The sequence below is a fragment of the Streptomyces sp. NPDC050549 genome (assembly GCF_040655035.1).
GTDB lineage: Bacteria > Actinomycetota > Actinomycetes > Streptomycetales > Streptomycetaceae > Streptomyces.
In genome coordinates, this window is record NZ_JBFAJD010000012.1 from 129,854 (window position 1) to 153,221 (window position 23,368).

The 23,368-nt window shown below is 72.9% G+C and carries 26 protein-coding genes and 2 pseudogenes; 16 read left to right on the forward strand and 12 right to left on the reverse strand.

Features of this window, described 5'->3' with window-relative positions; genetic code table 11:
* Positions 1 to 52 precede the first annotated feature (52 nt).
* Together AB0I51_RS19715 and AB0I51_RS19720 are read right to left on the reverse strand one after the other, a co-directional pair.
* Positions 53 to 598 carry an SMP-30/gluconolactonase/LRE family protein gene (locus tag AB0I51_RS19715; protein WP_362976928.1) on the reverse strand — a complete coding sequence of 182 codons (546 nt, stop codon included), beginning with the start codon at positions 596 to 598 and terminating at the stop codon, positions 53 to 55.
* The gene (locus AB0I51_RS19720; protein ID WP_362976737.1) at positions 508 to 1,038 is read right to left on the reverse strand and encodes an SMP-30/gluconolactonase/LRE family protein; all 531 of its coding nucleotides are present in this window, start codon (positions 1,036 to 1,038) and stop codon (positions 508 to 510) included. Before AB0I51_RS19720 ends, AB0I51_RS19715 begins: the two co-directional genes overlap by 91 nt.
* A 152-nt stretch (positions 1,039 to 1,190) precedes the next feature.
* Here AB0I51_RS19720 and AB0I51_RS19725 point away from each other — a divergent pair, with 152 nt between their 5' ends.
* The gene (locus AB0I51_RS19725) at positions 1,191 to 1,523 is read left to right on the forward strand and encodes an aldehyde dehydrogenase family protein (protein WP_362976739.1); all 333 of its coding nucleotides are present in this window, start codon (positions 1,191 to 1,193) and stop codon (positions 1,521 to 1,523) included.
* A 120-nt stretch (positions 1,524 to 1,643) separates the two neighbouring features.
* Here the strand turns inward: AB0I51_RS19725 and AB0I51_RS19730 are convergent, their stop codons facing one another.
* Positions 1,644 to 2,336 carry a TetR/AcrR family transcriptional regulator gene (locus tag AB0I51_RS19730; RefSeq protein WP_362976741.1) on the reverse strand — a complete coding sequence of 231 codons (693 nt, stop codon included), beginning with the start codon at positions 2,334 to 2,336 and terminating at the stop codon, positions 1,644 to 1,646.
* Positions 2,337 to 2,435: 99 nt separating this feature from the next.
* Here AB0I51_RS19730 and AB0I51_RS19735 point away from each other — a divergent pair, with 99 nt between their 5' ends.
* Positions 2,436 to 3,236, forward strand: a complete 801-nt coding sequence (locus AB0I51_RS19735; protein ID WP_362976743.1) for a class I SAM-dependent methyltransferase — start codon at positions 2,436 to 2,438, stop codon at positions 3,234 to 3,236.
* Positions 3,237 to 3,282: 46 nt separating this feature from the next.
* Here the strand turns inward: AB0I51_RS19735 and AB0I51_RS19740 are convergent, their stop codons facing one another.
* Entirely contained in the window at positions 3,283 to 4,029 is a 747-nt protein-coding gene (locus tag AB0I51_RS19740; RefSeq protein WP_362976745.1) for a phosphotransferase, read from the reverse strand.
* Between the two features lie 382 nt (positions 4,030 to 4,411).
* Positions 4,412 to 4,999, reverse strand: coding sequence for a rhodanese-like domain-containing protein (locus tag AB0I51_RS19745; protein ID WP_362976747.1), 588 nt, complete (start codon positions 4,997 to 4,999; stop codon positions 4,412 to 4,414).
* A gap of 83 nt (positions 5,000 to 5,082) precedes the next feature.
* On the opposite strand from AB0I51_RS19745, the gene AB0I51_RS19750 reads away from it, so the two are divergent.
* Positions 5,083 to 5,370, forward strand: a complete 288-nt coding sequence (locus tag AB0I51_RS19750) for a metal-sensitive transcriptional regulator (protein WP_075032675.1) — start codon at positions 5,083 to 5,085, stop codon at positions 5,368 to 5,370.
* A gap of 21 nt (positions 5,371 to 5,391) precedes the next feature.
* Here the strand turns inward: AB0I51_RS19750 and AB0I51_RS19755 are convergent, their stop codons facing one another.
* The 3 genes from AB0I51_RS19755 to AB0I51_RS19765 all read right to left on the reverse strand — a co-directional run bounded on the left by AB0I51_RS19755 (position 5,392) and on the right by AB0I51_RS19765 (position 7,962).
* Complete coding sequence (locus AB0I51_RS19755; RefSeq protein ID WP_362976749.1) at positions 5,392 to 6,138, reverse strand: sulfite exporter TauE/SafE family protein; 747 nt, start codon at positions 6,136 to 6,138, stop codon at positions 5,392 to 5,394.
* The gene (locus AB0I51_RS19760; RefSeq protein WP_362976751.1) at positions 6,135 to 6,524 is read right to left on the reverse strand and encodes a rhodanese-like domain-containing protein; all 390 of its coding nucleotides are present in this window, start codon (positions 6,522 to 6,524) and stop codon (positions 6,135 to 6,137) included. Before AB0I51_RS19760 ends, AB0I51_RS19755 begins: the two co-directional genes overlap by 4 nt.
* Positions 6,525 to 6,594: 70 nt before the next feature.
* On the reverse strand, positions 6,595 to 7,962 hold the full coding sequence (locus AB0I51_RS19765; RefSeq protein ID WP_362976753.1) for an MBL fold metallo-hydrolase: 1,368 nt from the start codon (positions 7,960 to 7,962) through the stop codon (positions 6,595 to 6,597).
* A 175-nt stretch (positions 7,963 to 8,137) separates the two neighbouring features.
* Between AB0I51_RS19765 and AB0I51_RS19770 the strand changes: the two genes are divergently transcribed.
* Entirely contained in the window at positions 8,138 to 8,542 is a 405-nt protein-coding gene (locus AB0I51_RS19770; RefSeq protein WP_362976755.1) for a DUF302 domain-containing protein, read from the forward strand.
* 101 nt (positions 8,543 to 8,643) lie between these two features.
* On the opposite strand, the gene AB0I51_RS19775 is transcribed toward AB0I51_RS19770, so the two are convergent.
* Positions 8,644 to 10,968 (reverse strand): heavy metal translocating P-type ATPase, encoded by a 2,325-nt coding sequence (locus tag AB0I51_RS19775; protein ID WP_362976757.1) that lies wholly within the window; start codon positions 10,966 to 10,968, stop codon positions 8,644 to 8,646.
* 176 nt (positions 10,969 to 11,144) lie between these two features.
* Here AB0I51_RS19775 and AB0I51_RS19780 point away from each other — a divergent pair, with 176 nt between their 5' ends.
* The 7 genes from AB0I51_RS19780 (at position 11,145) to AB0I51_RS19810 (ending at position 17,204) form a co-directional block, all read left to right on the forward strand.
* Positions 11,145 to 11,831: a response regulator transcription factor gene (locus tag AB0I51_RS19780; protein ID WP_362976759.1), complete on the forward strand. Its 687-nt coding sequence runs from the start codon at positions 11,145 to 11,147 to the stop codon at positions 11,829 to 11,831.
* Positions 11,828 to 13,231 (forward strand): HAMP domain-containing sensor histidine kinase, encoded by a 1,404-nt coding sequence (locus tag AB0I51_RS19785; RefSeq protein WP_362976761.1) that lies wholly within the window; start codon positions 11,828 to 11,830, stop codon positions 13,229 to 13,231. Before AB0I51_RS19780 ends, AB0I51_RS19785 begins: the two co-directional genes overlap by 4 nt.
* A gap of 92 nt (positions 13,232 to 13,323) precedes the next feature.
* Positions 13,324 to 13,623, forward strand: a complete 300-nt coding sequence (locus AB0I51_RS19790) for a hypothetical protein (protein ID WP_362976763.1) — start codon at positions 13,324 to 13,326, stop codon at positions 13,621 to 13,623.
* Positions 13,620 to 14,807 carry an FAD:protein FMN transferase gene (locus AB0I51_RS19795; RefSeq protein WP_362976765.1) on the forward strand — a complete coding sequence of 396 codons (1,188 nt, stop codon included), beginning with the start codon at positions 13,620 to 13,622 and terminating at the stop codon, positions 14,805 to 14,807. The genes AB0I51_RS19790 and AB0I51_RS19795 overlap by 4 nt, the downstream gene beginning before the upstream one ends.
* Positions 14,804 to 15,589 (forward strand): ferric reductase-like transmembrane domain-containing protein, encoded by a 786-nt coding sequence (locus AB0I51_RS19800; protein ID WP_362976767.1) that lies wholly within the window; start codon positions 14,804 to 14,806, stop codon positions 15,587 to 15,589. Before AB0I51_RS19795 ends, AB0I51_RS19800 begins: the two co-directional genes overlap by 4 nt.
* A complete protein-coding gene (locus AB0I51_RS19805) occupies positions 15,586 to 16,905 on the forward strand; it encodes an NADH-ubiquinone oxidoreductase-F iron-sulfur binding region domain-containing protein (RefSeq protein WP_362976769.1) in 1,320 nt (439 codons plus the stop codon). Before AB0I51_RS19800 ends, AB0I51_RS19805 begins: the two co-directional genes overlap by 4 nt.
* Complete coding sequence (locus AB0I51_RS19810) at positions 16,902 to 17,204, forward strand: ferredoxin (protein WP_362976771.1); 303 nt, start codon at positions 16,902 to 16,904, stop codon at positions 17,202 to 17,204. Before AB0I51_RS19805 ends, AB0I51_RS19810 begins: the two co-directional genes overlap by 4 nt.
* Positions 17,205 to 17,271: 67 nt before the next feature.
* Here AB0I51_RS19810 and AB0I51_RS19815 read toward each other — a convergent pair whose 3' ends face one another.
* A complete protein-coding gene (locus tag AB0I51_RS19815) occupies positions 17,272 to 17,694 on the reverse strand; it encodes a secondary thiamine-phosphate synthase enzyme YjbQ (protein WP_362976773.1) in 423 nt (140 codons plus the stop codon).
* A gap of 122 nt (positions 17,695 to 17,816) precedes the next feature.
* On the opposite strand from AB0I51_RS19815, the gene AB0I51_RS19820 reads away from it, so the two are divergent.
* The 4 genes and pseudogenes from AB0I51_RS19820 to AB0I51_RS19835 all read left to right on the forward strand — a co-directional run bounded on the left by AB0I51_RS19820 (position 17,817) and on the right by AB0I51_RS19835 (position 20,053).
* Positions 17,817 to 17,900 (forward strand): putative leader peptide, encoded by an 84-nt coding sequence (locus tag AB0I51_RS19820; RefSeq protein ID WP_362976930.1) that lies wholly within the window; start codon positions 17,817 to 17,819, stop codon positions 17,898 to 17,900.
* A gap of 126 nt (positions 17,901 to 18,026) precedes the next feature.
* Positions 18,027 to 18,407: pseudogene (locus AB0I51_RS19825) on the forward strand (ABC transporter permease); the annotation flags it as partial.
* A 13-nt stretch (positions 18,408 to 18,420) separates the two neighbouring features.
* Positions 18,421 to 18,972: pseudogene (locus AB0I51_RS19830) on the forward strand (LLM class flavin-dependent oxidoreductase); the annotation flags it as partial.
* A gap of 4 nt (positions 18,973 to 18,976) precedes the next feature.
* Positions 18,977 to 20,053: an NAD(P)-binding domain-containing protein gene (locus tag AB0I51_RS19835; protein WP_362976775.1), complete on the forward strand. Its 1,077-nt coding sequence runs from the start codon at positions 18,977 to 18,979 to the stop codon at positions 20,051 to 20,053.
* Positions 20,054 to 20,069: 16 nt separating this feature from the next.
* Here the strand turns inward: AB0I51_RS19835 and mltG are convergent, their stop codons facing one another.
* Positions 20,070 to 20,915, reverse strand: coding sequence for an endolytic transglycosylase MltG (gene mltG / locus AB0I51_RS19840; RefSeq protein ID WP_362976777.1), 846 nt, complete (start codon positions 20,913 to 20,915; stop codon positions 20,070 to 20,072).
* A 43-nt stretch (positions 20,916 to 20,958) separates the two neighbouring features.
* Positions 20,959 to 22,767 carry an ABC transporter ATP-binding protein gene (locus AB0I51_RS19845; RefSeq protein ID WP_362976779.1) on the reverse strand — a complete coding sequence of 603 codons (1,809 nt, stop codon included), beginning with the start codon at positions 22,765 to 22,767 and terminating at the stop codon, positions 20,959 to 20,961.
* Between the two features lie 130 nt (positions 22,768 to 22,897).
* Here AB0I51_RS19845 and AB0I51_RS19850 point away from each other — a divergent pair, with 130 nt between their 5' ends.
* The gene (locus AB0I51_RS19850) at positions 22,898 to 23,365 is read left to right on the forward strand and encodes a MarR family transcriptional regulator (RefSeq protein ID WP_362976781.1); all 468 of its coding nucleotides are present in this window, start codon (positions 22,898 to 22,900) and stop codon (positions 23,363 to 23,365) included.
* Positions 23,366 to 23,368 lie beyond the last annotated feature (3 nt).

Sequence of the window (23,368 nt, forward strand, 5' to 3'; positions counted from 1 at the left end):
AACTGTTCAGAACGCATTCCCCCGGATTGTTACCGGGGACCCACAGCCGGACTCACAGCCGCACCGACTCGATGCGCCCGCCGTTGAGTTCGGCGGCACGGACGGGATCGTCGGTCGGAACGGTGGCGGCGAAGAGGGTGCGTCCGTCCGGCCCGGCCATCAGGCAGCTCAGGGTGTGCCGGCTGGTGGCGACCCGGTCGAGGACGCGGTCACCGCGCGCGATCCGCACGCACTCGCCGCGAAGCGCGTTCGCGACCCAGACGGACTCGCCGTCGGCGTCCCACGCGATGCCGTCCGGCGCGATCGGGGACGAGGAGCGCTTCGCGACGGCCGGGTGGTCGAGGAGCGCCGAGATCCTGCGGGTGATCCGGCCGGCCGCCCCCGGATGGTCCACCAGGCGCCACAGGAGCGGCGCGATCAGGGGCGCCCACGGTTTTGGACGGGCCAGGGTGCCGTCGGGATTCCTGGAGAAGGCGGTGAGCCGCATGGCCAGGGTCTCCGCCACGATCACGCTCCCGCCGTCCGGGGTGAGCAGGGTCCCGTTCGGGAAGAGCAGGGGCTCGTCAGTCCGAGCAGGCTGCCGTCCGGCGCCAGGCAGGCGAGCGGGGCACCCGGCGGGCCGGGCGGCGCGTAGAGCATGGAGTTCGGGTGCTCGCGGGAGGGGGCGTGGTAGTCGAAGCCGAAGTTGCCGACGTAGGCACGCCCTTCGGGGTCGACGAGCATGTCGTTGACCGGACCGCCGACGACGTGGCGCAGATCGGCGTGCACGACCAGTTCGCCGTCCGCCTCCAGGCAATGGACGCGGCCCCCGTCCATGGACACGACGAGCAGGCGGCCGTCGGGAAGCCAGCCGAGACCGCCGGCCCGGCCGGGGACCTCGATCACCGTCTCCGGCTCCCCCGTGCCGTCCCATCGGTGCACCGTGCCGTGCGCGAGATCCGAGAACCACAGGGCCCCCCATGCCGGCGCAGGGACTCGGGAACGCCCAGGCCGCTCAGTGCGATCGATGTCGTTCTTCTCATCCAACCGCTCCTTCACGCCCGCACTTAGACGCTTGCACAAGACGCACGACTTGGACGATTGACCGTCACATTCTGGATGAAGAGAAGTCAACGTTCCGGTGGGGAGTTTTCGGTGACGCAGAATCAAGCCCTGATGGCGGACGGCCCCCGGCGGGCACGGGAATCGCGGTGGACAACCCCGCCACCGGAGCGGTTGTCGGTGAAGTGCCCGACACGTCCGCGGCAGAGGCGGCGCAGGCGGTGGAGCGCGCCCGGCGGGCGCAGCGGGGCTGGGCCGAGCTGGACACGCGGGCCCGCGCCGAGTTCCTCGCGCGGGGCCGCCGCTGGCTGCTGGCCCACCGGGAGGAGATCGCCGACCTCGTCGTCGAGGAGAACGGCAAGGCGCGGGAGGACGCGGTCGTCGAGATCGTCTACTGCGCGAGCGGGAGCGGTCCTGCCAGGCCCAGCTGCTGGCCATGGCCGCCGGAGAGCCTCGACTCATCGACCCCGAGACGGCGTTGACGGTCCGTGACCAGATCTCCGGTCCGTTGCCGGGCTGGTTCCAGTTCCGTCCGCCGTGGGATCAGGTCACGGCGGCAGAGCCCGACCTGTTCGAGTAGGCACACCCCCGACAGCGCGCGTCTACGACGCCGGGCCCGGCTCCGCCACCGGGCTCGGCCCGGCCGCCGGCCGGGTCCGCTCGCGGGCCAGCGACAGCAGGTGCTCGCCGGTCAGCCGCAGGACCTCGCGGCTCTGTTCGCCGTCGCGGTCGACCAGCCAGCTCAGGGTGATGCCGTCGAGCACCGAGTTGAGATAGCGGGCGAGCACCGGAACGGGCACGGCCCATTCGATGTCCGCGGCTTCGGCGGCCTCCGCCAGGAGTTCCTCGTGGACCTCGCGGTAGTGCTGGTACTGGCGTCGGGCCAGGTCCTCGAACCCGGCCTGGCGCAGCGCGTAGTGCGTCAGCTCGTAACTGACCTGGTGTTCCCCCGGGTTGAGCTCGACCGTGCCCCAGAAGGCACCCAGGCTCCTGGTGATCCGTGATCCGAGGTCCCCCTCCCCCTCGAACATCTTGCGCGCGGCGGCCACCGTGCTGTCGGTGAAGCGGGTGAGGACTTCCTGCAGCAGTTCCTCACGCGAGGTGAAGCAGTAGTGGAAGACGCCGAGCGGCATTTTCGCCTCGTTGACGATCGCGCGCGTGGTCGCCTTCGTGACTCCGTCGCGGATCATCACTCGCTGCGCCGCCGCGATCAGCTCTTCGCGTCGGTCCTTGGCCGCCATACGAGACATCTGGCCCGCTTTCTGCTTCGGGAACGGGAATGCGTGTGCCTTCATGCTATCGCAGCGTCTTGGACGGTCGACCAACATGACACGAAGCAGCCGTGGCCGCGGCCGTCCACCGTCGGAGTTCCCGCGGGGCCTAGTGTCTGTCGGATGAGCACAGACGATGCGAACCGGCGGTGGACACGGTCCATGCCCGAGGCCTACGAACGCCACCTGGTCCCGGTCTTCTTCCGGCCCTTCGCCACCGACCTGGCTGCCAGGGCGGCGGCGCTGCGGCCCCGCACGGTCCTGGAACTCGCCGCCGGAACAGGGGCGTTGACCTCGGCCCTGCTCACCGCGGTGCCCACGGCCTCGGTGGTGGCGACCGACCTCAACGAAGCGATGGTCACCGCGGGCTCGGCCCGGGAACCGCGTGCGGACTGGCGGCAGGCGGACGCCCAGGAGCTGCCCTTCGAGGACGGCAGCTTCGACCTTGTCTTGTGCCAGTTCGGGGTGATGTTCTTCCCCGACAGGCCCGCCGCGTACACCGAGGTGCGCCGGGTCCTGACCCCGCGGGGGCGGTTCCTGTTCAACAGCTGGGGCCCGCTGGCCTCGCACGGATTCGGGGCGGCCTTCCAGACCGCCCTGGAACAGTCCATGCCCGACGGGGCACCCTCGTTCCTGAACGACGTGCCCCACGGCTACTCGGACCCGGCCGTGGTCACCGCGGACCTCACGGCCGCCGGACTGACCCTGGCCGCCGCCGAGGAGGTCACGCTGGAAGGCGTCGCGGAGTCCGCGGCCTCCGTCGCCACCGGGTTCCTCACCGGCACACCGGTGAGCGCCGCCGTGGAGGCCCGCGAGGACGCGCAGGCCCTCCGGGACGCCGTCACGCGGAAGATGACGGACCGGCTCGGCACCGGTCCTGTGACGGCGCCAACGACCGCGACCGTCTATATGGCGTACCCGTAGGCACGGTCCTCCCCGTGAGGAGCAACGCGGCGGTGCCCGGGCAGCCTCACATCCGGGATCTCAGCACGTCGACCTCGCAGCCCGGCGCGAACGGGTCGAAGCCGTGCTCGCTCAGCCAGCGAACCGCCAGCAGGCTCCGCACCGACCACCACGCGCGGATCACATCGAGGTCGACGTCGGCGCCGTAGCCGGCAAGGACGTCGTCGAGCTGCTCCTCGTGTCCGAGCGTGAAGGTCGCAAGGTCGTAAAGGGGATCGCCCCGGCCCGCCTCGGACCAGTCGATGATGCCGGTGACCTCGTCGCCGTCGACGAAGACGTGCGCGATCTGCAGGTCGCCGTGGGTGAACGCCGCAGTCCACGGCCGCAGCGCGGCCTCGGCGACCCGGCGGTTGCGGGTGACCAGGCCGGCGGGCAGGAGGCCGTTCGTGACGAGCGACGCGCACTCGTCGTCGAGCTCCGCCGCCAGCTCGGCGACGCTCCGGCCGGCCCCGCCGGTCCGGGGCGGCAGCGGCGCGTCGTGCAGCTTGCGGATGGCGGCGCCCGCCGCGGCCCACGCCGCCGGCGAGCCGGTCGACGGCCCGCCGAGGCGTCCAACCGTCGTCCCCGGGAGCGCGGCGACCGCGAGCACGTGCGGCTTGCACCACAGCACCTCCGGCGTCGGGACCGGCGCGAGGGACATCGCCTCGACCTCGACGTCGATGCGCGCCTGATCGGCGTCGACCTTCAGGAACACGTCACCGACGCGCAGGGTCGCGCGCTCGGAATGCGCGACGACGACTTCGACCTCATCCATGGGCGACCAGTATCCCGGGGACGATCGCCGACGTCGCCGGGTTTTGCCTCGTCGGCCCCAGGTTCGCCGCCGCTTCCGGTATCTGTCCGGGACGTCCTGGCGCAGCAGGTGGCCGAACCCGGCGGAATGCAGCCGTAGCCCCAACTGATCGTCACCGAAGCCGAGTTCGGCCGCGGTGTCCGCCAGGCGCCGGTCGTGGGCCGCGAGCCTGCCGAGTCGCACGCCGCCGGCCTCTTCGGCTGCACGGGCCCCGGTCTCCTGCCCGCCGTGACCGACCGGCGTGTACTTCCCCGCCCCGAGGAGACCCACCGGCTCGGGCGCGAGGGAACGAGGGTGGCACCCCGGCGCGTTCCAGGGCGCCCGCGCACCGGGGAACACCGGTTCAGCGGCTGCGCAGGACGGCGAGCGCGGCGTCGAGGCCGGCTGCCCGAGGGCGGTTGTGGGGCAGCCTGCCCAGGACGGCGGCCATGCCGCACGTGTCGGTGACCGCCGAGTAGACGAGGCCTCCCGCGATGCCGACGGCCAGGAGCTGGAAGGCGGGGTGCACGAGCAGGCCGAGGAGGAGTCCCAGGAGCACCACCGTGCCGGCGGTGAAGCGCACTTGGCGCTCCATGCTCCAGCCGGCCCGGGTGTCGCAGGCGGCCGGACGGTGCAGGTCGTGGCCGTCGGCGGCCCAGGCGCCGGTGCCCCCGGCGAGGGTGGCGGTCGGTATGCCCTGCTCGGCCAGGAGCTTGCAGGCGTTCCCGGAGCGGGCGCCGGAAGCGCACACGACGAGGACGTCACCCTGCTCCGAGGCGTGGCGTATCTCCGGCAGGGCGCGGCGGACGTGGTCCAGGGGGATGTTCAGGGCGCCGGGCAGATGGCCGGAGGCGTACTCGGCGGGCGTGCGCACGTCGATGACGGTGAGCTCGTGCAGCCGGGTACGGGCCTGCTCGGTGGCGAGGGTGACGGGGAGGGGAGAGCTGGTCATGTCAGATGTGATCCTTCATGGTCGACGCCGTCCCGAACCGGGACGTACAGTACCCCTAGGGGTATTTTCTTTGAGGAGTGGTCGTGGAGCTGGAGCTTGAGGGTGCGGACCTGAAGGCCGTGCTGAACCGCCTGCGCCGTGCGCAGGGTCAGATCTCCGGCGTGATCCGGATGATCGAGGAGGGGCGCGACTGCGAGGACGTCGTCACCCAGCTCGCCGCCGCCTCCCGCGCGCTGGACCGTGCCGGTTTCGCGATCATCGCGACCGGCATGCAGCAGTGCATGACCGACATCGAGTCCGGCCGCAAGAACGGCGAGGACGCCCAGCAGATGCGCGCCCGCCTGGAGAAGCTGTTCCTGTCCCTGGCGTGAGGGCTCCCGACCCGGCAGCCCTCACAGCACCGCGTCGGTCAGCATGAAGGCCGCCACCGCCAGCAGCACCAGCGCGAAGACCCGCTGAAGCGTGTGCCCGGAGACCTTCACGGCAAGCCGCTTGCCGTCCCAGGCGCCGAGGACCGCAGCCGCGACGAACGGCCCGACGACCGACCAGTCCAGCCCCTCGACCGTACCGGCGCGCATCGCCAGCGCGGCCAGCGAGTTGACGGTGATGACGAGCAGGCTGGTGCCCACCGCGTAGCGCATCCGCAGGCCCAGCACCCCCACCAGCGCCGGTACGGCGAGGAAGCCGCCGCCGACACCGAGGACACCGGTGACCGCGCCGAGCCCGCCACCGGCTGCCGCTACCCGCACCGGCTGCACCGTCACGGCGCCCTCCGCGGCCGGCCGGGACCGCAGCATGCGCAGGGCGGCCGCTCCCGCGACCACGGCGAAGGCCGCTGTCAGCACGGCCGCCGGGATACGACCGGCGAGCGCGCCGCCGAGCATCGCCGGGCCGATCCCGGCCGCCGCGAACAGCAGCCCCGTCCGCCAGCGGACGTGCCCGTCGCGGGCGTGCGCGGACATCGCGGTGACCGAGGTGAGCGTGACGATGACCAGACTCGCCGTGGTGGCCGCGACCGGGGTGAAGCCGAGCAGGTAGATCAGGGCGGGGACGGCGAGCACACTGCCGCCGCCGCCGAGCGCGCCGAGCGCCAGGCCGATGACCGCACCGGCGGCCAGGGCGAGTATGAGAGTGCTCACGCGACGGTGCCGTTCCCGCCGTTCGCGTCCACCACCGGAAGACCGGCTCCCGCCCAGTCGCGCATGCCGCCGATCACGTCCACGGCCTCCGCACCCCGCGCGGCGAGCAGTTCGGCCGCCTGCCGGGAGCGGTTGCCCGAGCGGCAGATCACGACCAGGGGCCGCGCCTGCGCCCGGGCGGGCAGTCCGGTCCCGGCGGCCAGCGCCGAGAGGGACAGGTGTACGGCTCGGGGAGCGTGCCCCGCCTGCCACTCGTACGGCTCGCGCACGTCCAGCAGCACGGCGTCGGTGGGGACTTCGGCGGGGTCGCCGTGCCCGGTGCGCGCGGCCGCCTCCTGCACGCTCACCCGGCCCGGGCCTCCCCGGCCTCGTCGGAAGATGCTCATCTCGGTTTCTCGCTCCTGTTTCCCATGTCGGCAGTGAAGATCGGTGGAACGCCTACGGCATCCGACGCCGTCAGGGCGTCCGTACGGTGAGTCCTGCCTTCTCGGCCGCGTCGAAGGAGTCGTCCACGGCGACGACCTCACGGCCGGCCGCGTCCAGCAGGGAGGCGGCGATCGCGGCACGCATCCCACCCGCGCAGTGCACCCACACCTCACCGGCGGGAACCTCGCCGAGACGGCGGTGCAGGGCGTGGACCGGGATGTGGACCGAGCCCTCGATGTACCCGGCCGCCCGCTCCGAGCCGCGTCGCACATCAAGGACGACGACGCCCTGCGCCGGATACCGGCGGGCAAGGTCGGCAAACGTGGCCCGCGGGAAGGAAGCCGGGGTCTCTCCCTCCCGGACCCACTCGGCCGGTGCGCCGGTCGCCGCGGCGGCGGGGCGGTCGATGCCGACCCGGACCAGCTCGCGCTGGGCGGCGGCGAGCTGCGCGGGCGACTCGGCCAGCAGCGTCACGGGCTTGCCCCACGGAATCAACCAGGCCAGATACGTGGCGAGTTGCCCCTCGGCCTCGAAGTTGAACGAGCCGGACACATGCCCTTCGGCGAAGGCGACACGGCTGCGCAGGTCCACCACCCACTCCCCCGCCGCCAGCCGGGCGGCCATCTCCCCGGCGTCGGCGACGGCGGGCGGGGTCAGATCGACGGGCGCGGGTCCGGCGGCGTTGGCCGGACCCATGTGCGTGTAGTAGGCGGGGATGTCGTCCAGACCGGCCAGCAGGCCGGCGACGAAGTCGTCCACGTCCCGGGTGAGGGCCTCGTTGGAGGCCTTCTCCTTGCCGATGGTGGTGTCGCTGCCCTGCGCCTGGGCGGACGAGCAGAAGCTGCCGAAGCCGTGCGTGGGCAACACGGCCGCTTCGTCGGGCAGTTCGGTGGCGAGCCGGCGTGCGGAGGCGTGCTGGGCCCGGGCCAGGTGGTGCGTGAGCCGCGGTTCCACGAGATCCGGGCGGCCCACCGTGCCGATCAGCAGCGAACCGCCGGTGAACACCGCGACCGCCGTGCCGTTCTCCTCCAGCACGTAGGAGGTGTGGTGCGGGGTGTGACCGGGCGTCGCGAGCGCGCGCAGGGTCAGGCCCGCGGCGGCGTCGATCTCCGTGCGGTCGCCGTCACGCACCGGCACGCGTGCGAAGGAGACACGGGCCCCGGCCGGAACGAGGTAGGCAGCACCCGTGATCCGGGCCAGTTCCAGGCCGCCGGTGACGTAGTCGTTGTGGACGTGCGTCTCGACGACGTGCGAGATCCGCACGCCCCGCCGCGCCGCTGCCGCGATCACCTGGTCGACGTCGCGCGGCGGATCGACCGCCACCGCCGTCCGCTCACCGCCCGCGAGATAGCTGCGGTTGCCGAGCCCTGACACCTCGATCGTGTCGACGAAGAACACGCGGTACTCCCTTCCAACGAAGAATTACCCCGGGGGGTATGCTTACGACCGTAACACTAGTACCCCAGGGGGTATTTCCCAGGGCAGGGAAAGTCCGGGAAACGCTTCACGAGTGCCTCACCCACGGCGGGACACCCGTCCCACGCCACGCGAACCGACCGGAAGGGCCACCGCCATGCGCTACGACCGCACAGTCCACCTCGACACCGACTTCGCCACCACCGTCAGCCGCGTCCGCGAAGCCCTCGCCGCACAGGGCTTCGGCATCCTCACCGAGATCGACGTCACCGCCACACTCAAGGCCAAGCTCGACCACGACATGGAGGACTACGTCATCCTCGGCGCCTGCAACCCGCCCCTCGCCCACCGCGCCCTGGACACCGACCGCACCATCGGCCTGCTGCTCCCCTGCAACGTCGTCGTCCGCACCGACGGCAACCGCACCGCCGTACAGGCACTCGACCCCGGCACAATGGTCGCCCTCACCGGACTCGACGCGCTACGCCCCGTCGCCGAAGAGGCCACCCAGCGCCTCGACGCCGCCCTCGCCTCCCTCACCACGGCCGACGCGGACAGCTGACATCGCGCCGGGCACCGGGTCCTACGAGTCCTCGCGGACCGACCCGGCGGAGAAGACGTGCGGACGACGGTCCCGGAACAGGCTCCCATCGGCGGGCCGGCTCAGGGAGCGAGCGAGAAGTAGCTCTCCTCCTCCTGGCTGAAGTGCAGGCGGAGGACGGAGTGGAGCCCGTACAGACAGGCGCGCAGGTCGTCGAGTTGTTCCGGTTTCAGGGCGCCCGCCTCGTCGGCCATGCGGAGGTGGGTGGTGATACGGCGGGACAGACGGGCGATCTCGGTGTGGGCCCGGCTCATGGTCTCGGTGGTTTCCGGGCCGCCGAGTCGTCGGTTCAGCGCGGGATACAGCTGGTGTTCCTCCGCGTATTCGTGCGGCAGCACCCGGGTGGTGAGCAGCTGGTCGACGTGGCGCACGGCGGCCAGTGATCCCGGACCGTCCTGCGCGGAGAGCAGGCCGGCGGCCTCACGGATGGCGTCCAGGGCGTCCCGGAGGTCGTCGTGCTCGGCCGCGAAGCGGTGGATGAGGTCCTCGGCGTCCGGTTCGAGAGCGGTACCGGCGCCACGGGCCGGCAGCAGTGCGCGCAGGGCGTTGAGGATGACAGCTACGTCGATGGCTTCCTGAAGAAGGGCGCCGACGGCGGGCGGCAGCCACCCGAGGAGGGCCGCGATCATGGCGAGCAGTGACATCGCCATGCCGCCCGCGGCGCTCTGGACCGCGATCCGGCGGGCCCGTACGGCGATCTCCATGGCGTCGGCGAGGCGGTCGACCCGGTCGGTCGTGAGGACGATGTCGGCGGCTTCGGAGGTCGCGGTGGAGCCGCGGGCCCCCATGGCCACACCGATGTCGGCGGCGGCCAGCGCGGGCGCGTCGTTGACACCGTCGCCCACCATGACGGTGACGGCCCGCGCGCGTTCCTCCTGTACCACCGCGACCTTGTCGGCGGGGAGCTGACCGGCCCTGACGTCGTCGAGGCCCAGGACGGCCCCCACTTCGCGGGCGGGTTCGGCGCGGTCCCCGGTGAGCATGAGGAGCCTGGTCAGTCCCGCCGACCGCAGTCGGCGTACCGTGCGCGGGGCGTCGTGGCGCAGCGGGTCCTGGAGCAGGACGGCGCCGGCGAGGGCGTCGTCGACGGTGAGCCAGGCGATGGCGGCCCCGTCGAGAAGGGCCCGGTTGTCCACGGCATGGGCCCAGTCGGGGAGGGCCGCCTGCGGGAGGCCGGTCCTGCCGACACGGACGCGGAGGCCGTCCACTGCGCCGGAGGGGCCGCGCCCCGCTTCTTCCGTGACGTCTGCGGGCATCGACAGCGCGAGGCCCCGGGTTCGCGCTTCGCGGACGATCGCGTCGGCCAGCACATGCGCGGAGACCTGGTCGAGCGAGGCGGCCAGGCGCAGCACCTCGGACGGGGACCACCCGGGGGCTGTGGCAACCGCCAGGACGTGCGGTCGGCCGACCGTCAGGGTGCCGGTCTTGTCGATCACCAGGGTGCGGGCCCGGCCCAGGCGCTCCAGCGCTCCGCCGTCCCGGACGATGACACCCCGGCGGGCCGCCCGCGACAGCCCGGAGACGATGGCGACCGGCGCGGCGAGCAGGAGCGGGCAGGGGGTCGCCACGACGAGGACGGCGACCGCGCGGACGGCGGACCCGCTCAGCAGCCAGGCGACACCGGCCAACCCCAGCGACAGCGGCAGGAACCAGGCCGCGTAACGCTCCGCCAACCGCACGGTCGGCGCCCGTTCGGCGCCCGCGTGCTGAGCCAGCCGTACGATCTCCGCGTACGTGCTGTCCTGCGCGGTGGCGGTCGCCCGGAGTTCGAAGACACCGCCCGCGTTGACGACGCCGCTGCGTACGGCCTCGCCGATGCCGCGCTCGACCTGGGCGGACTCGCCGGTCAGCACGGACTCGTCGAGTTCCGCCGTACCGTCCAGGACACTGCCGTCGACGGGGACCACGTCTCCCGGACCGACCACGAGCACGTCGCCGACGACGACCTCGGCGAGCGGGACCACTGACACCTCCCGGCCGGTCCGGCGGCGGGCCGAGCGGGGCGCGTGCTCCAGCAGGGCCCGCAGGTCGTGCGAGGCCCGGCGCTCGGCGGCGGCGTCCAGCGCCCGGCCGGTCGCCAGCATCAGCGCGATCAGCGCACCCGCCAGGTACTCGCCCACCGCGAGGGTCCCGGCCAGGGCCAGCACCGCGATCAGGTCGACACCGGCCCGCCCCTTCCGCACCGCGGCCAGGACCCAGGCCACGGCGGGAACGAGGGCCACCACCGTGCCGGCCGCCCAGCAGGCGTCGGCGACGCCCCGGCTCCCCGCCGCCCAGGCGACTCCCCCGCTCAGCAGGGCGGTCGCCGTCACGGCCAGCAGGGCCGGTTCGAGCAGTCCACGGACACTGCGGGCCTGCCGCCCCTGCCCGTCTCCGGTGGCTCCCATCCGTGACACGACAGCGGCCCTCCCGCTTCTCCGGGCACGCACGCCGCCGGGCGCGACAGCATCCCCGGGTTTCCATGCAACCGCGCGCTGCGCACCGGGCGGCAGGGCCGAACGGTCCACAACGACGGGCCGGTCGGCCAATTCGGGCAGGGGCGGCGCAATCGTAGGATGTCGACGTGCATGTGCTGGTGGTCGAGGACGACCCGGGGATCGCTGCCTCCCTGGTGCTGGGGCTGGAGCGGGCCGGGTACCGGACGCGCCGCGTCGGCACCGGGCGGGAAGCGCTGGCCGCGGCCCCGGAGCCCGATGTGGTGCTGCTGGACCTGGGGCTGCCCGACCTGGACGGTGTCGAGGTCTGCCGCCGGCTGCGGGCCCGTTCCCGGGCGGCAATCATCGTGGTGACGGCGCGCGGGGAGGAGGCCGACCGGGTCGCGGCCCTGGACGAGGGCGCCGACGACTACCTGGTCAAACCGTTCGGCCTGGCGGAGCTGCTGGCCCGGATCCGGGCCGTGCTGCGCCGCGTCCAGCCGCCCGACTCCGAGTTGCTGCGGCACGGGCCCCTCGCGGTGGACCTGCGGACCCGCAAGGTGACCGTCGGCGGCCGCGAAGTCGCCCTCACACCGAAGGAGTTCGACATCCTGGAGTGCCTGGCCGCCGACCCCGGACGGGTGGTCACCCGGCAGGAGGTCCTGGAACGTGCCTGGGACGCGCACTGGTACGGCCCCACCAAGGTGCTGGACGTGCACATCGCGGCGCTGCGCCGCAAGCTCGGCGTACCCGGACTGGTGGAGACCGTGTACGGCCGTGGGTTCCGCCTCGGCGCACCCGATGCCGGCCAGGACCCCGACGTCGGTGCGCGATGACCCGGCGTATCGCACTGGCCTTCATCGCGCTGATCGTCATGCTGCTGGTCCTGGCGGTGGTGCCGCTGGGACTGTCGCTGGCGCAGCGCGAGCGCACCTCTTTCCGGGACACGACCGAGGCGGTGGACCGGACGATCGCCGCCGCGGCCGAGGAGCACCTGTCGGACCACCGTTCCGCCGCCTCCATGCGACAGCTCCTGGAACAGGCCGAGCGGGCCGGGGACTGCGCCGCGGTCTTCGACGCGTCGGGACAGGTCGTCGCGGCCACCGAATGCCCCGGGCGGACGGGCGACGACGGCACGGAGGACGAGGCCGCCGGCAGTTGGGGCGACCTGGCGCGCCAGGTGCTCGCCCACCCGCAGACGGCCACCCGTGAGCGGGACGACCGGCTGGTCGTCGCCGTGCCCATCGGCGACACCGCGCGTCCGGTCGGGGTGGCGGTGCTGTCCCGGTCGGCCAAGACCACGAACGAACGGATCGGCGCGATGTGGGGGCGGCTGGCGCTGATCGGCGCCGGTGGCCTGGTGGCGGGCGGGCTGGTGGCGCTGGCGCTGGCCCGCTGGGTCGGACGTCCGCTGCGGGCCGTGGACGCCGCCGCGCTGCGGCTGGGCGAAGGCGCCCTCGACGTACGGGCGCCGGGCGGGCACGGCCCGCAGGAGGTGCGCAGGCTCGCCTCGACGTTCAACACCATGGCGGCCCGTATGGAGGCCCTGATCCACGGGCATCGGGCGGTCGTCGCCGACGTCTCGCACCAGCTGCGCACGCCGTTGACGGCGCTGCGGCTGCGGCTCGACCTGCTGGCGGCGGGCGCCGACGAGGCCACGGCGGCGGAGTTCGCCGCCGCCCAGGAGGAGATCGCCCGGCTGTCCCGGCTGGTGGACGGGCTGCTCGCGGTGGCCCGTGCGGAGACCGCGGTGCCCAGGCCGGTTCCGGTCCGGGTGGACCATGTGGTGGACGAGCGGGTCACCGCGTGGGAGCCGGTGGCACGGGAGCGGCGGGTGTCGCTCGTCGGCCGCTGCGGCACCGGGCTCACCGCGTACCTGGGAGCGGGAGACCTGGAGCAGGTGATCGACAACCTGGTGGCCAACGCCCTGGACGCGGTGGGTGGGGGCGCGGCTGTCCGCGTCGAGGGGAGGGCGACGCGCGACGGTGTGCTGCTGCGGGTGGTGGACGACGGCCCCGGGATGAGCGCGGCGGCACGTGAGGCGGCCTTCAGGAGGTTCGGCAATCCGGAGGCGTCCGGCAGCGGCCTCGGGCTCGCCATCGTGCACCGGCTGGTCACCGCCAACGGCGGCACCGTCCGGCTCGAAGACACGGTCGGCGGGGGGCTGACCGTGGTGCTGGAACTGCCCGCGCCGCCGTCGCAGGGGCCGTCGCGCGGCCTGCGGGCGGGATCTTAACCTCTTCTGAAGAACTCCTGAACCGGTTCCCGACGGGCCACCGGGCAGCCTGGGTGGTGGGACAGACCGCCCTCCGAGCGAGGAGTTCATCCATGCCTCTTCCCGAGCAGCCCGCAGCAGCCGACCGATCCGTCCGCGATGCCGTCCGGCGCCGCGAACGAGGGCTGCGCCGGGTGAGCGTGACGACCCGTTGGGTGGCCGCCGCGGCCGTCGCGGGCACCGCCGTACTGGGCGCCGGGTACGCGCACGCGCTCCCCGGCATCCCCCTGCCGACCGGGTCCGCCCAGCACGGCAGCGGCACCAGTACGGGCACGAGCGGTGGCCTTCAGCCGGCCGGGCAGGCGCCCGCGCCGACCGGGCAGGCGCCGCAGACCCAGTCGGGTGCGTCGTGAGCGCCACGTCGGCGGGCGCACGCGGCCGAGTCGGAGGTGGCGCCGCGCTCCCGGCGGCGACCGTTCGTACGGTCACGACTGCTCCCGCCTTCGCCACTTCGGCCGTCGCCGAGCCCGCGACCGCGGTCTTCTCCGCGCTGGGCACCACCGCCGTACTCCTGACCGCCGACCCGGGCCGCGCCGACGACGCGCTGCTGATCCTGCGGGCCGAGCTGGCCGCCGTCGACGCGGCGTGCAGCCGGTTCCGTCCGGACTCCGAGCTGTCCCGGGTCAACGCCGCCGCGGGCAACGGGCCCGTACCGGTGAGCGCCCTGCTCGCCGAGGCCGTGGAGGTGGCCCTGCGCGCCGCCGAACTCACCGACGGAGCCGTCGATCCCACAGTGGGCCCGGCGGTCGTGGCACTCGGCTACGACCGCACCTTCGCCGAGGTCGCCGCGCGGCGACCCGAGGACACCGGTCCGGCGACCTCGCCCCGGCCCGCCCCCGGCTGGCGGTCCGTCCGCTGGGACCCGGCCCTACGGCTCCTGCGCCTTCCCGCCGGAACCACGCTCGACCTCGGCGCCACGGCCAAGGCCCTGGCCGCGGACCGGGCGGCCCACCACGCCGCCGCTGCGGTGGGCTGCGGAGTCCTCGTCAACCTCGGCGGCGACCTGTCGGCGGCGGGCGAACCGCCGTACGGCGGCTGGCGCGTCGCCATCGCCGACAACCACGCGGGCCCGGCGGCCAGTTGGCGGGCCGGGATCGCGGACGACCACACAGCCCCGAACGCCGGTACGCAGGCCCCGCCCGTCGATCGCCGGACGGCCCCGCACACCGGCCCGCAGCCTGCGACCACCGACAACCACACGGTCCCGGACGCCGCCCCCCGACCCCCGGTCGTCTCGATCCGCGACGGCGGCCTCGCCACGTCCGGTACGACCGTACGGACCTGGCGGCGCGGCGGCCGGACCCTCCACCACATCGTCGACCCGGCCACCGGCGACGTCCCGCCGCCCGTCTGGCGCACCGTCAGTGTCGCCGCCGGCACCTGCGTGGACGCCAACACCGCGACCACCGCCGCCCTGGTCCTCGGCGAACGCGCCCCCGACTGGCTGCGCGGCACCGGCCTGCCGGCCCGGCTGGTCCGCACCGACGGAAGCGTGCTGTGCCTGGGCGCCTGGCCCGCCGACGGGGGCGACCGATGAACAGCGCCGTCCTGCTCGCCGCGGGAACGTCCGGCCCCAGCCCGCTCTGGTACGCCACCAGGGCCGGCGGCACCGTCTCGCTGGTGCTGCTGACCGCGACGGTCGCGCTCGGCATCGCGACGGCGGGACGGTACGCGCCGGTTCGCCTGGGCCGGTTCGAGGTGTCCGCGCTGCACCGCAACCTGTCACTGCTCACCCTGGCCTTCCTCGGGATGCACATCGTCACCGCCATCGCCGACAGCTACGCCCACCTGACCTGGCCGTCGGCCTTCGTCCCCTTCATCGCCTCCTACCGTCCGCTGTGGGTGGGCCTGGGCGCGGTGGCCCTCGACCTGCTGCTGGCGGTCGCGATCACCAGCGCGGTCCGCGGACGCCTCGGCCTGCGCCGGTGGAAGGCGGTGCACTGGCTGGCGTACGCGTCCTGGCCGGTGGCGCTCTTCCACGCGGCCGGCACCGGCACGGACACCCGTCTGGGCCCGCAACTGGTGCTGTACGCGGGCTGTCTGCTGACCGTCGTGGCCGCCGTGTGGTGGCGGCTGGTCCGGGCCGGAGCGGAAGCGGTCCGGATTCGCCGGTGGGCGACGGCGGCCCTGGTGCTGGTGCCCGTGGCACTGGTCGCGTTCCTGGCGGGCGGCCCGTTGCGGCCCGGCTGGGCACACCGCGCGGGCGGCACGGCACAAGCCCCGGCCCAGTCCACCTCCCCGGCGGTCCCCCACCAGTCGCCGACCCCACCGCAGCAGTCCGATCAGCAAGCCGAACACGAGGGAGACGACGCCGAATGAACCCCGACACCGGGACCGTACTCGCCGGAGAACACTCGGCGACGGCCCCCAGCGGCCCCTACGGCGAACGCCTGCTCCACGGCTGGTACGACACCGGCCGGACCGCCGACCTGACGGAACACCTCGGCCGGTACGGCCCGGTCCCGCTGTCGTCGGCACGCGGCCGTGGGACGGCGATGCCGCTGGTGCGCGCCGTGGAGGAGGCCGGGCTGACCGGCCGGGGCGGCGGGGGCTTCCCCACCGGCCGCAAACTCCGCTCGGTCGCCGGGGCGAAGGGGCCCGCCGTGGTCGTCGCCAACGGGATGGAGAGCGAACCGGCCAGCCACAAGGACGAGGTGCTGCTCTCGCTCGCCCCGCACCTCGTCCTGGACGGCGCGATACTTGCGGCCGTCGCGGTCGGCGCGAACGCGGTGCACCTGTGCGTGCCCCGTACCCGGGCGACGCAGGCGGACCAGCTCACCACGGCGGTCGCCGAGCGGCGCCGCGCCCGGCTCGACCCGGTACCGGTGAAGGTCCACACGCTGCCCCACCACTTCGTGTCCAGCGAGGAGACGTCCCTGGTGAGGTGGCTCAACGGCGGCGACGCCCGCCCCCTGGCCACTCCACCGCGCCCCTTCGAGAAGGGCGTCGGCAAACGGCCCACCCTGATCGGCAACGTGGAGACCCTGGCCCACCTCGCGCTGATCGCCCGCTACGGCCCCGCCTGGTTCCGCGAGAGCGGCAGCTCCCGGGCACCGGGCACCACGTTGGTCACGGTCTCGGGCGCCGTGGCTCACCCGGGGGTCTACGAGATCCCGGCGGGCAGTCCGGTACCCGCCGCCCTGGCCCGGGCCGGTGGCCCTCAGGGCCGACTCGGCGCCGTGCTCGCGGGCGGTTTCTTCGGCAGCTGGCTGCCGCTGCCGCTGAGCACCACGGCGCCGGAACGGGGCGCGGGCGTCCTGGTGGCCCTGCCCGAAGGGACCTGCGGTCTCGCCGAGACGGCGGCCGTGCTGGAGTACTTCGCCGCGCAGAGCGCCCGGCAGTGCGGTCCGTGCCGGTTCGGATTGCCGGGCGTCGCCGAGGACTTCGCCGCGCTCGCCCGGGGCACCGCCGACGCCCGGCGGATCGACCGGCTGCACCACCGCCTCGGGCTGCTCCCGGGGCGCGGCGCGTGCAGCCATCCCGACGGCGCGGCGCGGCTGGCCGCCTCCGCGCTGCGGGTCTTCGCCGACGACGTCCACCGGCACGCGCACACAGGACCGTGCCGCGCCGCGTACGCCCCCCTCGTCCTGCCCGTGCCCGCTCCACGGCCCCCCGAGGAGGAGGAATGGCGATGACCCGCACCCAGGCCGACGCCCGGGCCCATGTACTGGCCGTCGATTTCGCCGCCTGCGACGGACACGGCCTCTGCGCCGAACTGCTCCCCGAACTGGTCGGCCTGGACGAATGGGGCTACCCCGTGCTCCACAGCCCCACGGTCCCGGCCGAACTGCTCCCCCACGCCCGACGCGCGGTCGCCGCCTGCCCGGTGATGGCTCTCCGCCTCGACCGCGTCCCCACGCCTCCGCCCGATCGCCGCCCGAGCCGCGGCACAACCGCACCGCGCCCAACGGTGTCCCACGGACAGCCTGGATGACTGTCTGTCATCCACACCTGGATGGAACCAGTCGCGCATCACATCTGAAGTCGCCGAGCCCGGTGCCTCATGCGAGGAACGACAGCCGAACCACCCTGTCCGGATTATCGCGGTTCGTATCGACGAGACAGACCGACTGCCACGTCCCCAACTCCAACCGCCCGCCCAGCACCGGCAGCGTCGCGTGCGGTGGCACGAAGGCCGGGAGGACGTGGTCGCGGCCGTGGCCGGGGCTGCCGTGGCGGTGCTGCCAGCGGTCGTCGGCGGGGAGGAGGGTGTGCAGGGCGGCGAGGAGGTCGTCGTCGCTGCCGGCGCCCGTTTCGAGGATCGCGATGCCCGCGGTGGCGTGCGGGACGAAGACGTTGAGGAGGCCGTCACGGCCGGCCGCCGCCTCCCGCAGGAAGGCCTCGCAGTCACGGGTCAGATCCATGACCCGCTCCCGGGAGCCGGTGGCGACATGCAGAACTCGGGTGGTGAAGGCAGCTGACATGCTCCCATCCTGACCCATGCGCCGGGTCGCCCACCCGGCCGGTCGACCGGCCCGTGATACGAGGCTTCCAGTACGCGAGACACCGTTGGCCGTGGCACGCCATCCGACCCAGTTTCGGCCGCATGTTGCGTTCAGTCCTGCTCACCACGCGCGGTCACGTCGACCTGCTGCGGGTGGCCTCCGCCGCGTGTTGTCGCGGCCCCTGACGCCTTCTTCCGCCTCGCCCCCTCATTCCCCGCACTCCGCCGCGCCCGCGTACACCGTCGTGACGCGGCGGCGTTGAGGCGTACCCCTTCCTCACCGGACGCTCGCCCCCACTCCGTGGAGCACCCATGAGCACCAGCCATGCCCCACCCGGCTCCTCCGGGCCCGATATTTCCCGTATACCCACCCCGGAGACCGGCCCGGACGGCCACGCGCCCCTCGATCTCGTCCCCCTCGTCCCCACCTCCTCACGTCGCACCAGTGTCCCCCGCCGGCTGCGCCGCACCACCGGCTCGCTCGTACTGCTCGCGCTGTGGCAACTCCTCAGCGGCACAGGCGTGTTGACCTCCGACGTGCTCGCCTCGCCCGGCTGGATCGCGCACGTCGGCTGGGATCTGGTCGCCGACGGTTCACTGCCCTCGGCGATGACGACATCGCTGCAGCGCGTCGCGATCGGACTCCTCCTCGGCACCGTCGTCGGCACCGGACTCGCCCTCGTCTCCGGCCTGTCACCTGGGGAGACCGCCGGCGCAGGTCAAGGAGAAGCTCGACTGGATTCGCGGGCTCGCCGAGCGCGAGGGGCGGGACGTGCGGTTCGGGGTGCGGCTGCACACCATCTCGCAGGACTCGTCGGCCGAGGCGTGGGCGACCGTGAACCGGCTGCTCCACGACCTCGACGCGGACACGATCGCGGCTGCGCGGACCGCGCTCGGGCGCAGCGAGTCGGTGGGCCGGCAGCGGATGCCGGCACTGAACGGCGGCTCGCGCGACGAACTGGAGATCCACCCGAACCTGTGGGCGGGGGCGGGTCTCGTCCGGGGCGGCGCGGGCACCGCGCTCGTGGGCAGCCACGCCGAGGCCGATCTGATCGAGGAGTACCACTCGCCGGGTGTCGAGCACTTCGCGCTGTCGGGGTATCCGCATCTGGAGGAGGCGTACTGGTTCGGGGAGGGTGTGATTCCCGCGCTGGCGGCGCGCGGGCCGGCCGAGGGCGCGGCGCGGCCTGGTGTGCCGTTCCCGGTGGGCAGCGGGCGCTGCGCGCGGGAAGATCCACGACCCCGGGGCTGTTCGTAGAAACGTGAACAACTCTCGTGAGGTCGACGTGGTCGTCATAGGCGCCGGGCAGGCAGGACTGGCCGGCGCCTATCACCTGCGGCGCACCGGTTTCGAGCCGGAGCGCGACTTCGTGGTGCTGGACCACGCGCCCGCGCCGGGCGGCGCCTGGCAGTTCCGGTGGCCGTCACTGACGTACGGCAAGGTGCACGGGATGCACGCGCTGCCGGGCATGGAACTCACCGACGCCGATCCGGCCCGCCCGTCCGCCGAGGTGATCGCCGAGTACTTCGGCGCCTACGAGCGCGCCTTCGACCTGCGGGTACGGCGGCCGGTGGACGTGAAGGCGGTACGGGAGGGCGAGGGTGGGCGGCTGCTCGTCGAGACGTCCGACGGGACCTGGTCGACGCGGGCGCTGATCAACGCGACCGGCACCTGGGACCGGCCGTTCTGGCCTCGCTATCCGGGCCAGGAGACCTTCCGGGGGCGGCAGTTGCACACCGCCCAGCACCCGGGACCCGAGGAGTTCGCCGGGCTGCGGGTGGTCGTGGTGGGCGGAGGCGCGTCCGGTACGCAGCATCTGATGGAGCTGGCGCCGTACGCGGCGGCCACGACGTGGGTGACCCGGCGCCCGCCGGTCTTCCGCGAGGGTCCGTTCACCGAGGACGTCGGGCGGGCGGCCGTCGCGCTGGTGGAGGAACGGGTACGTCAGGGGCTGCCACCGAGGAGCGTGGTCTCCGTGACCGGGCTGCCCTTGAACGACGCGATCCGGCAGGCCGTCGCGGACGGGGTCCTGGACCGGCAGCCGATGTTCGACCGGATCACACCCGACGGCGTGGACTGGGACGACGGCCGGCATCTGGACGCCGATGTCATCCTGTGGGCGACCGGGTTCCGGGCCGCGATCGACCACCTGGCACCGCTGAAGCTGCGCGGCCCGGGCGGCGGCATCCGCCTCGACGGCACCCGGGTGACCGCCGATCCGCGCGTCCATCTCGTCGGCTACGGACCCTCCGCGAGTACCGTCGGCGCCAACCGGGCGGGACGTGCGGCCGTACGGGACATCAGACGGCTGTTGGCCGGGGAGCCGGTCGCCGTCTGACGCTGTCCCGGGCGGGTCACTTCGCGGGCTGTGAACTGCCGCTCTTCTGGGCCGCGTTGAACTCGGCCACGTTGCGCTGGTGTTCCTCGTAGGTGGCCGCGAAGCGGGTGTCGCCGGGCTTGACCGTGACGAAGTACAGCCAGTCGCCCGGGGGCGGGTTGATCGCGGCGCGCATCGCGTCCTCGCCCGGGTTGTCGATCGGGGTGGGCGGCAGGCCCATGCGCTGGTAGGAGTTGTAGGGGCTGTCGACCCGGGTGTCGCTCGTGGTCGTCCTCAGCGTGGTGCGGTTGAGCGCGTAGTTGATGGTCGAGTCCATCTGGAGCGGCATCCCGCGTTCGAGGCGGTTGAAGATGACCCGGGCCACCTTCCCCATGTCGGCCTTGGACGCCGCCTCGGCCTGCACGATGCTCGCGATGGTGACCGCCTGGTAGACGTTCATCGCGTTGCGCTGCGCACCGGCGGCGACCGGCGCTCCGTTGAACTTCTGGTTCGCGGTGCCGACCATGAACGACAGCAGCGACGCGGGCGTCGCCTTCCCCTTCAGCGGATAGGTCGCCGGGAAGAGGTAGCCCTCGGGGTTGCCCTCCGCGTCGTTCGGCAGTTTCAGTCCGGCTTTCGGGATGGACTTCTTGGTGGTGCCGGGCGGGAGCGCGAGGGCCTTGTCGACGGCTTCGTAGATCTGGCCCGAGCGCCAGCCCTCCGGGATGACCAGTGAGGTGGGGCGCGTGTCCCCTTCGTCCTCCAGGCTGAGCAGCGGCACCGCCACGGCGGTGCCGGCCACGACGGCCCCGGTCGCGATGAGGGCGACCCGGCCCCGGCGGGTCAGTCGAATCGTGCTCCGTGGCGGAGTGTTCATCTGCATGCGGGCACGGTAACCCGCATATCGCCACAATCCCGGCATATCTTCAGCTTGTCGGTTCCAGTTGGGCATCCCGGCGTACGAGGGCCGCGTACCGCCCGTCCAGTTCCAGCAGTTCTTCGTGCGTGCCCCGTTCTGCCACGTGTCCGGAGTCGAGGACCACGATCTGGTCGGCGCTGCGGATGGTGGACAGGCGGTGGGCGATGGTGAGCGTGGTGCGGTTGGCCGACAGGGCGTCGATGGCGTCCTGAACGGCCGCTTCGGTGCGGTTGTCGAGGGCGCTCGTCGCCTCGTCGAGGATGAGGACCGGCGGGTCGCGCAGGATCGTGCGCGCGATGGCCAGCCGCTGCTTCTCGCCGCCGGAGAACCGGTGACCGCGCTCGCCGACGACCGTGTCGTACCCGTCGGGCAGGCCCGCGATGTGCTCGTGGATCTGCGCCGCGCGCGCCGCCGCGTACAGCTCCTCGTCGGTGGCGTCCGGCTTGGCGAAGCGGAGGTTGTCGGCGACCGTGGCGTGGAAGAGGTACGTCTCCTGGGAGACGACGCCGACGGCACGCGCGAGCGTGTCGAAGTCCAGGTCACGGACGTCGACCCCGTCGAGGGTGACCCGGCCGCCCGTCACGTCGTAGAGCCGGGGTACGAGATAGCCGAGGGTCGACTTTCCGGCGCCGGTCGGGCCGACGATCGCGAGGCTGTTGCCTGCCGGGACGGTGATGTCGATGCCGTCGAGGATCGGACGGCGCTTGTCGTTGCTTTCGTATCGGAACTCGACGCCCTGGAAGGCGACTTCACCCTTGATGCTGTCGAGGTGGACCGGGTTCTCACGCTCGGTGATGTCGATCGGGAGGTCGAGGTACTCGAAGATGCGCGCGAAGAGCGCCAGCGAGGTCTGGATCTGGACGCCGGTCGACAGCAGGCTGACGGCCGGGCGGAACAGGCCCTGCTGGAGCGAGACGAAGGCGACGATGGTGCCGATCGAGACGTCCGGGCCGCCCATCTGGAGGGCGATTCCGGCGGTCCAGTAGATGACGGCGGGCATCGCGGCCATGACGATCGAGATGACGGCCATGCGCCAGCGCCCCGCCATGTTCGACCTGACCTCCAGGTCGACCAGGCCCTCGGACTCCTCGGAGAAGGACTGGGTGAGCGAGTCGGAGCGGCCCATGGTGCGGCCGAGCAGGATGCCGCTGACGGACAACGACTCGGTGACTGTGGCTGCCATCGAGGCCATCTGCTTCTGGCGCTGGGTGGCGATCTTCTTGCGTTCGTTGCCGACCCTGCGGCTGATCCATACGAAGACCGGGAGCAGCAGCAGTGAGACGACGGTGAGCCGCCAGTCCAGGGCGATCATCGCGATGATCGTGGCGACCACGCTGGTCAGGTTGGAGACCAGGGAGGTGGCCGTGGAGGTGACGGTGGCCTGCATGCCGCCGATGTCGTTGGCTATGCGGGACTGGACCTCGCCGGTGCGGGTCCGGGTGAAGAAGGCGAGCGACATGCGCTGCAGCCGGCCGTAGACGGCGGTGCGCAGGTCGTGCATGACGCGCTGGCCGACCGTCGTCGAGATGAGGGTCTGCAGCACGCCGAAGATGCTGGTCAGGACGGCGCTCAGGATCATGCCGAGCGCGAGCAGGCTCAGCAGTCCGGTGCGGCCCTGCGGGATGGCGACGTCCAGCGTCTCCTTCAGCAGGAACGGGGTCGCCACGGTGACCAGGGATGCGGCGCCGACCAGGAGGCCGACGACCGTGAGCCGGGCGCGGTAGGGCTTGAAGAGCCTGAGGATGCGGCGCACCTGCCGGGGCTGGTCGGTCGAGGTGCCTGGGGACGGTGTCCAGTTGATGTCGTCGCGGGGCATGGTCTCCTACGGATGGTGAGGCGATCAGGACTGGTCGAGCACTCGGAACTCGTGGGGCAATGAGATCTCGTGGAGCATAGCTCATTGTTACCTATACTCACAATGAACCAGGTCCTGATATTGTTCCCGCATGACCACCCCCGATTCCGACGGCCTCCTCGCGGAGCAGCTGCTGCGGCTCACCCGCCGGGTGCACCGCATCCAGAAGCACCATCTGGAGCAGCGCGACCTCGGCATCACTCCGGCCCAGTCCCGCCTGCTGCGCACCCTCGCGCACTTCGGCTCGCCGCCCCGCATGGCCGACCTCGCCGAGCGCCTCGAGGTGGTGCCGCGTGCCGTGACGACGCTGGTCGACGGCCTGGAGGCGAGCGGCAAGGTACGGCGGGTGCCCGACCCGTCCAATCGGCGGGTCATCCGGATCGAGATCACGGACGACGGCCGCAAGGCGCTGAGCGAGCTGCGCGGCGCGCGGCGGAGCGCGGCGGACGAGATCCTCGCGCCGCTCACGGATGTGGAACGCGAGGTGTTGCGGACGTTGCTGGACACACTGGTGGACGGAGCGCCCGGCACCCATGAGGAGCACGGGCGGCCCTGCTGACCA